Annotated in this window: 4 protein-coding genes and 1 pseudogene; 1 reads left to right on the forward strand and 4 read right to left on the reverse strand. The window is 34.0% G+C overall.

The features are described from left to right. Positions 1-511: 511 nt before the first annotated feature. From ACFVQC_RS29360 to ACFVQC_RS29375, 4 genes are all read right to left on the reverse strand, one after another. Positions 512-967, reverse strand: coding sequence for a GNAT family N-acetyltransferase (locus tag ACFVQC_RS29360; protein ID WP_377900057.1), 456 nt, complete (start codon positions 965-967; stop codon positions 512-514). A 321-nt stretch (positions 968-1,288) separates the two neighbouring features. Continuing rightward, positions 1,289-2,392, reverse strand: a complete 1,104-nt coding sequence (locus ACFVQC_RS29365) for a Ger(x)C family spore germination protein (RefSeq protein WP_377900058.1) — start codon at positions 2,390-2,392, stop codon at positions 1,289-1,291. Further along, positions 2,389-3,492, reverse strand: a complete 1,104-nt coding sequence (locus ACFVQC_RS29370; RefSeq protein WP_377900059.1) for a GerAB/ArcD/ProY family transporter — start codon at positions 3,490-3,492, stop codon at positions 2,389-2,391. The genes ACFVQC_RS29365 and ACFVQC_RS29370 overlap by 4 nt, the downstream gene beginning before the upstream one ends. A gap of 4 nt (positions 3,493-3,496) precedes the next feature. After that, positions 3,497-5,044, reverse strand: coding sequence for a spore germination protein (locus ACFVQC_RS29375; protein WP_377900060.1), 1,548 nt, complete (start codon positions 5,042-5,044; stop codon positions 3,497-3,499). Positions 5,045-5,974: 930 nt separating this feature from the next. On the opposite strand from ACFVQC_RS29375, the pseudogene ACFVQC_RS29380 reads away from it, so the two are divergent. Next, positions 5,975-6,736: pseudogene (locus ACFVQC_RS29380) on the forward strand (polysaccharide deacetylase family protein); the annotation flags it as partial. Between the last annotated feature and the right edge of the window lie 89 nt (positions 6,737-6,825).

Raw genomic sequence — 6,825 nt, forward strand, 5'->3', positions numbered from 1 at the left:
TCTGTTCTTTTCCATAAAAAAAGAACTAGATATTTCACTAGTTCTTCCCTACATAAATAAAATCAAAAGCATATCACTAAATAACAGTTATACACTTTTGATTTACAATCATTATAAATTTTTATTTAATATTTTCTAATGGGGGTAGCACCACATCGCCATCAAGCTAACAAGAACGAGTTACCCCAAAACGAAAAAAATGAGCTGAATTCCCATGGACAACTATGAAGGGATAAAATATTTATTTTGGGGGTATTTCAAAATATTAGCTTGATGGGCATGGGGTAGTGTCCCGAAAATGCGGATTTACAACGTTAAGCTGTTTATATCATTAAAAATGATCAGCTTAACAACGATAAGAATTTTGAGACAAGAATTTCTCCCTTAACTTTGTAAATCCGCGAAATCCTGATGATACCCCAAATAAAGTTTGATTAAATTAACTCTATAAAACTAAAAAAAAGATTGAAAACGTCCTTTAGCTAAGCAAGAAAATATTCTAATAATATCGTTATGATTTAGTTGTCATAATAATTGAACGTGGATAGAATCCCAATTTCTGATAAAACGATACAGCTTCATTCCCGTACACTACTGTTAATTCAACTTCATATATTTGTTTTTCTTTAAACCATTCCATTGCACTATTCATTAATCTCAAACCCAATCCGTTTCTTCGATATTTTTCGTCAACAAATAAAACCTCGATCTTCCCGCTTACTTTTTTACCATATGCTATACAAAATCCTAATATATTGTCTGTTTCCCACTCAATCAATAATTCGATCCTGTATTCTCCATACTTTAAGTTTTTTTCATATTCTTTAATACGTTCCTCAAATGTAATTCTTGGATAATCACCAGAAAAAAATTTTGATTTACTGTTATGGTATTCATACAATTTATCTAATGGGCTTCTTATTATTTCTATTTCTTCGAGGGTTATCTGTTTATTAATAATTTTCATACTCCAACATCTCCAGTAATATATATTTATTTAAGTATAGAATACTGTACTTCCTATATCGATAATTATGTAAATGAGCTGTCCATATTGGCAGCTTATTGTATTTTTTTGCTTAGTATGGTTCTCTCCGAAATGCTGGCGGTACCCCCTGCCCATCAAGTTAAAATCTCATACCACCCCCAGAACGAAAATTTTCTTCGTTTTGGGGAACTGCCAATTTCTTAGCTTGATGGCGATGGGGCGGCACCCCTATTAAAGGCATTTCTCCTTCTAAAATAGAAGGTACTTGCAATTTTAGTACGAATTCCAGTTGAACTCATGTTACTTAATCGTTCCCATTGCACCAACTTTCACATTTACCTTAACGTTTACATCTCCCTTTGCTAATTCATTATTCCATTTATTTTGGACTTTTTTCCATTCTGGATATGTGTAAGTTCTTGCATATCCTCCAAGACCAATAGGGTCGATTTGTGCAGTTTGTATTTTTTTTATTAATTGCTTGAAATCAGCTTCCAGCTTAGTCTCAATCGCCTTTTGTAATTTTGCTGCGTCCTTTCTTGTATTAAACGAAAAAAGCCGTTCTGTAATACCGATACTCATCTTTACATCTACATTAAATATAAAATGATTATCATGTCTTATCTTTGTCTTTACTTTAATACTATAGGCAGTAAAACTTATCCAATCTTTATCTTGGCTGTCCGCCTTTATTTTAATTGGCATTGTAAATGAAAAATCCCCTGTAGTTCCTTGTTGCAAAATGCGTAATAGTTTGTTTTCATCAGGTTTTAGCGTTAATTTATACCTTCCCTTTTTATCCAATAAAGCTGTACCTGTCACCCATATTTTATTCTTTTTTTTCATCTCAGTAATATTTGCTGTTAACCCTTTATCTGCTTTTTGTTCATGTAGTTCTTGAAGAGTTGTTTTTACTGTGATGTTTCTTAAAGCGGCGGTATCAACTAGTTTTGTTAAATATAAAGGAAGCCGCGGCTTATCTTTTGGGCTATGGAAGATGACGTCCGAAACAGGTCCATCTACAGCGACAACCCTTGCAGTAACTGTATTTTTAGGATCTCGATAAAAGGGATCGAGGTATTTCATCCAGTTTTTTTGTTTCAGTAGCCGTTTTCCAACTAAAATAACCTGCGTTTTACTTCCTGAGGTAAGCGCCATAACAGTAGCATCAAATTTGTCTCTCGAATTTCGAATCGTAACAGATTTCACGCCAGTAATTTCTTCTTTTACCTTTGCTTCTTTATTGAAAACAGGGCTTGACATATACACTAATAAATTATTATTACGATCTAAATCGATACCAAGAACAAGAGTTAGAGAAACATCTTCAACATTTCTTTGATCAAAGCATCCAGTCATCATGAACACCGATAACAAAATACAACATAGTACTTTTCTTTTCAATGTATCCTCCCCTGACGAAACTTCTCATATAGACAGCAATACAGCCATAAAACGATAGGTGATATATAGGTTAATCCCAAACCAGCATTCGATAATGTCTGTTGCCAAGTTTCGGCTTCATTCCAACTAGGATGAGTCCAAAATATGAGGCCGATAATGAACAATAAGAGAACAACTACATGCGAGCTGTGATCTTGTTTTCTAATTAATTGGCTTGAACAAAATACAGCGCAATATATAGCGGGAATCCATGCTGTGGATACAACGGGTAAGTAAAGGGCCAATAAAATCATGTCAAAACGTTCTAAAAAACGAAATTCAATTACTTTCAGTAAATTTAGTACCGGTTGATTATATTGCGTAATGCTCTCAGGGCTAAAATAGGCAAAGCAAACAATAGTAGCAAATAAATAAAATAACATCGTTAAAGTGTTTGCAATAACCATTCCATGGACTGCATACTGTTTTTTTTGTAAAAAGGGATATAAAAAGAAGGCAATATCAAACCCTAAATAAGCAAAAATAGTGGTCGGTACAGCCATGAATACAGGTTTCCACCCTTCTTTTAAAAGTGGGAAAAATGGCATCCAACTTCCGTTCCCTTTAAGAGGGATCAAAAAAAATAACGGAATCCAAAGAAACATATAAAAAATAAGTTCGGAGTATCGCCCTAAAATACGAGGACCGTTACGTACAACAAGGAAGGTAGGAATCGAAAATAAAAAGATAACGACATAGTCAGGTGTTTTTGGAAGAAGCCATCCTTTAAGATAGAGCATAGCGTTCACAAGAACGCTACAAGAATAAAAAGCGAAGTACATCATGTAAATAACAACGAATGCTTTGCCTACTATTTTTCCAAATAATCGTATAAGAATGTCATAAATCGTGTCCTCGGGATATCTAGCAGCAGTTTTCACCATAAAAACACCTGATATTGTGGAGAATATCCAGCCAATCATTATAGCTATCCATCCATCCGTGCCAGCTTTTTCTGCAAGCAAGCGTGGAAGCGATAAAACGCCAGTGCCCACCTGCATTCCATTAATTAAAAGAATGTACTGTATAAGCGTAATGTCATTATAGGCATACTTTTTCATAGTTTCACCTTTTATTTTGATTCTTTCCTTGTCGAATAGATTGAATGGCTCTGGTACCTTTAGAACGCTTTCTTAATGCCCATAAAGGTAGGCGTATGAAAGTATCTTTCATATCCGCAAAGCGAAATGGTGCTAATGGCGTTCCGTAAGGAGTACCTAGCGATTCAAGACTGATTAGATGTCCAATTAAAGTCATCCACCCGATAACAAGTCCAACAATTCCAAATAAGGCAGCTGCAATCATCATTGGAAAGCGTAAAAGTCTAACTGCGGATCCCATATCATAGTTAGGAATAACAAAAGAAGAGATGGCGGTAACAGCAACAACAATAATCATAATGTTGCTTACAATTCCCGCTTGAACAGCCGCCTGTCCAATAACAATACCACCTACAATTCCAACTGTCTGACCGATCGGGGTAGGTATCCTTAAAGCCCCTTCTCTCATCGTTTCCAATGTTATTTCCATAAGTAATGCTTCCATAACTGGAGAAAAGGGTACGCGCGTTCTTGATTCTGCAATAGATAAATATAGCTCTACAGGAATAACTTCAAAATTAAAGGAAATAAACGCAACATAACCCGCAGGCAGAAATAAAGCAACCATAAAGGCGATAAAACGAAGCACCCGAATAGACGAAGCAACTAACCACCTTGTACCGTAATCATCGACTCCTTGAAAAAAGGAAATAAAATTTGTTGGAGTAATTAACACATTAGGTGAATGATCCATTACAGTTACAAATCTGCCCTGTAGAATGTGAGATACAGCCAAATCAGGTCTTTCGGTTAATATAAATTGCGGAAACGGTGAGTAAGGGTGATCTTCAATGAATTCTATAAGTTCGCCATTACTAGTCACAGCGTCGATTGTAATATTTTGAATTCGTGTTTCTAATTCCTTCAGCACATCTTCAGAAGCTACATCTTTCAAATATAAAATAGAAATTTTGGTTTTGCTTCGTACACCAATTACTATTTCTTTTATCGTTAATTCACGATGAGGAATATACCTTCGAATCATTGCGATATTTTGACTTCCCGTTTCTATGAATGCTTGATGTGCACCTTTTAGAGCTATTTCGTTATGTGCGTCTTCAACACTTCTTTGTGGCCATCCTTTTGTATCCAATTGATGTGCTGTTGTTCGACTGTGAATTAATAAAACACTATCTCCCCCAAAAATAGCATTTTCAACCTGACTCAATGTATTAATAATCTTAATTTGTCCTAATGGAATTGGAAGTTCTGTATTGGTATCAAAATCACTATTCATCAAAGGACTTAGAACATGATTTTGAATCAATTCTCTATCTGTTAATCCAGATAAATATACTAAAGCTGCTTCCAATCCATCTACTGTTATTTGAAACCGCCGAATTACTAAATCAGGCGCTTGACGAAATATATTCTGAATGTGAGCTATGTTTTTGGATAAATCAGCGTCTAAGAGGGAGTTTTCAATATTTTTTTCCTGAAAATGAGTATTGTCTCGTATTGAACATGACTTAGGATTGTCTCTATATTTTAAACGTGTCAAAAATTTAGCCATGATTCCCTCACTTTCTATGTACCTTTTATAGTATGTTTAGTATGCATATATTAAGAAAAAATATCCTACTAACTAGAGAGGTAACATGCGAATTATTACTATAAAGTTTTTGGTACATATTTCATAAAAATCACGTTGCTATTCTCAATAACATGAGAAAATAGCAACGTGATTTCAACTTCAAGAATAGTCTTTTAAGTTGATGGATGTGTGGTTCTGCCCCATCCCTATCAACCTAACAGAACAGGTTGCCCCCAAACGATTAAAATAAATCTTTTAGGCCTCACCATATCAAAAAAAGAAAATCTACAATTATCAAGACCTAATTTTATAAAATGTTTTAATATAAACCCCTTCAATATATTATATATGTCTACTATGCCGGAGTATTTTACATGTATTTCTAGAATATACAATATAATCGTTATATCAGGTTATACAAATCAGGATTGTGACTTTTGAGATGGATTTAAAGCGGGAGTCAGTTCTAAAACCGAAAAAGTAGAAAATCAGAGAAAATATAGCTTATCCAGACCTAAATTGAAAAAGGATAGATAAAAGACATAACATATTGGTCGTATAAAATATGTTATGTCCTTTCTTTTTCAGCTTATCTCCTTGTTAACCTAATAAAAAAACATTAAATCTTTTCTAAAATTGATTTAACGAAAGCAGTTTTCTTTTCTACGTATTTATTTTTATTCAACTTTGCTAAATTAGGTTTGAGCTGTTCATAATCAATTCTTGCTTCATCATTTAAAGACTCTTTTAATACTCTACTTTGTTAGTTCAAGAAGAAATTGAGAACGTTGTTCTCCCTCATAACTTTTTGTAAACATCTGCGTAAGCTACTTTTTTATTTCTTATTAAATAATTTGATAATAACTCCATAAACTAAACTTACTTGTATCTCATAGGAGTGTATTATTCGTGAAAAAAATTTGGATATTCCTCTTTTTTCTAATCATTTCTTTTTGTTCCACACCAATATCCATATATGCTTTTACAGATAGTCGTAAGGCGTATGAAAAAACAGGGAAGGTAATTTGGGAAGTAAATACAAAGGAAAAAATAGTTGCAATAACATTTGATGATGGGCCTCATCCTGTTTTTACCCCTCAAATACTTGATATTTTAGCTAAATACAATGCGAAAGCAACCTTTTTCGTAGCAGGTAATAAAGTTAAAAGATTTCCTGCTATTTTAAAAAGGCAAGTAAAAGAAGGACACGAAATTGCTAATCATACTTATAATCATATATATGACAGAAATATTACTACCGCTAAATTAACAGCAGAATTAGATCAAACGGATAAAATTATCAAGCAAATCACTGGCTATAAACCAACTCTCTATCGTCCAGTTGGAGGCCTTCACAATGATTTAATTATTAATACAGCTATACAGAATGGAAAACTTGTTATTCTATGGTCATGGCATCAAGATCCTCAAGATTGGAGAAATCCAGCAGCTAGCAAAATTTCTAAATATATAACAAAAGGTATGCAGCCTGGCAATATCATTCTACTCCATGATTGGAATGGCAGCGAATTTTCTCAGACATCTCAGACAGTTGAAGCATTAGAAAGTATCATGAGATATTTATACAGAAACGATTATGAATGTGTGACAGTATCTGAAATGCTCTATCGTTCCATAAAAATAATCCCCTCCCCTTTTGATCCTTTTTATCATTTTAGCCAAGAAGACTCCTTCCTCAAGGAACGCTTAGTGAGTAGGTGGGAGATGAATTGGCTTCGGACAAGGGATGGCAGGAAGCC

This window comes from Bacillus sp. NPDC057893, assembly GCF_042796455.1.
Classification (GTDB): Bacteria; Bacillota; Bacilli; order Bacillales; family Bacillaceae_G; genus Bacillus_A.

What these genes read in the sequence shown, in the direction of transcription:
- ACFVQC_RS29370 (WP_377900059.1), bottom strand. Translation starts at nt 3,492, where the DNA reads ATGAAAAAGTATGCCTATAATGACATTACGCTTATACAGTACATTCTT.
- ACFVQC_RS29375 (WP_377900060.1), bottom strand. Translation starts at nt 5,044, where the DNA reads ATGGCTAAATTTTTGACACGTTTAAAATATAGAGACAATCCTAAGTCA.
- ACFVQC_RS29360 (WP_377900057.1), bottom strand. Translation starts at nt 967, where the DNA reads ATGAAAATTATTAATAAACAGATAACCCTCGAAGAAATAGAAATAATA.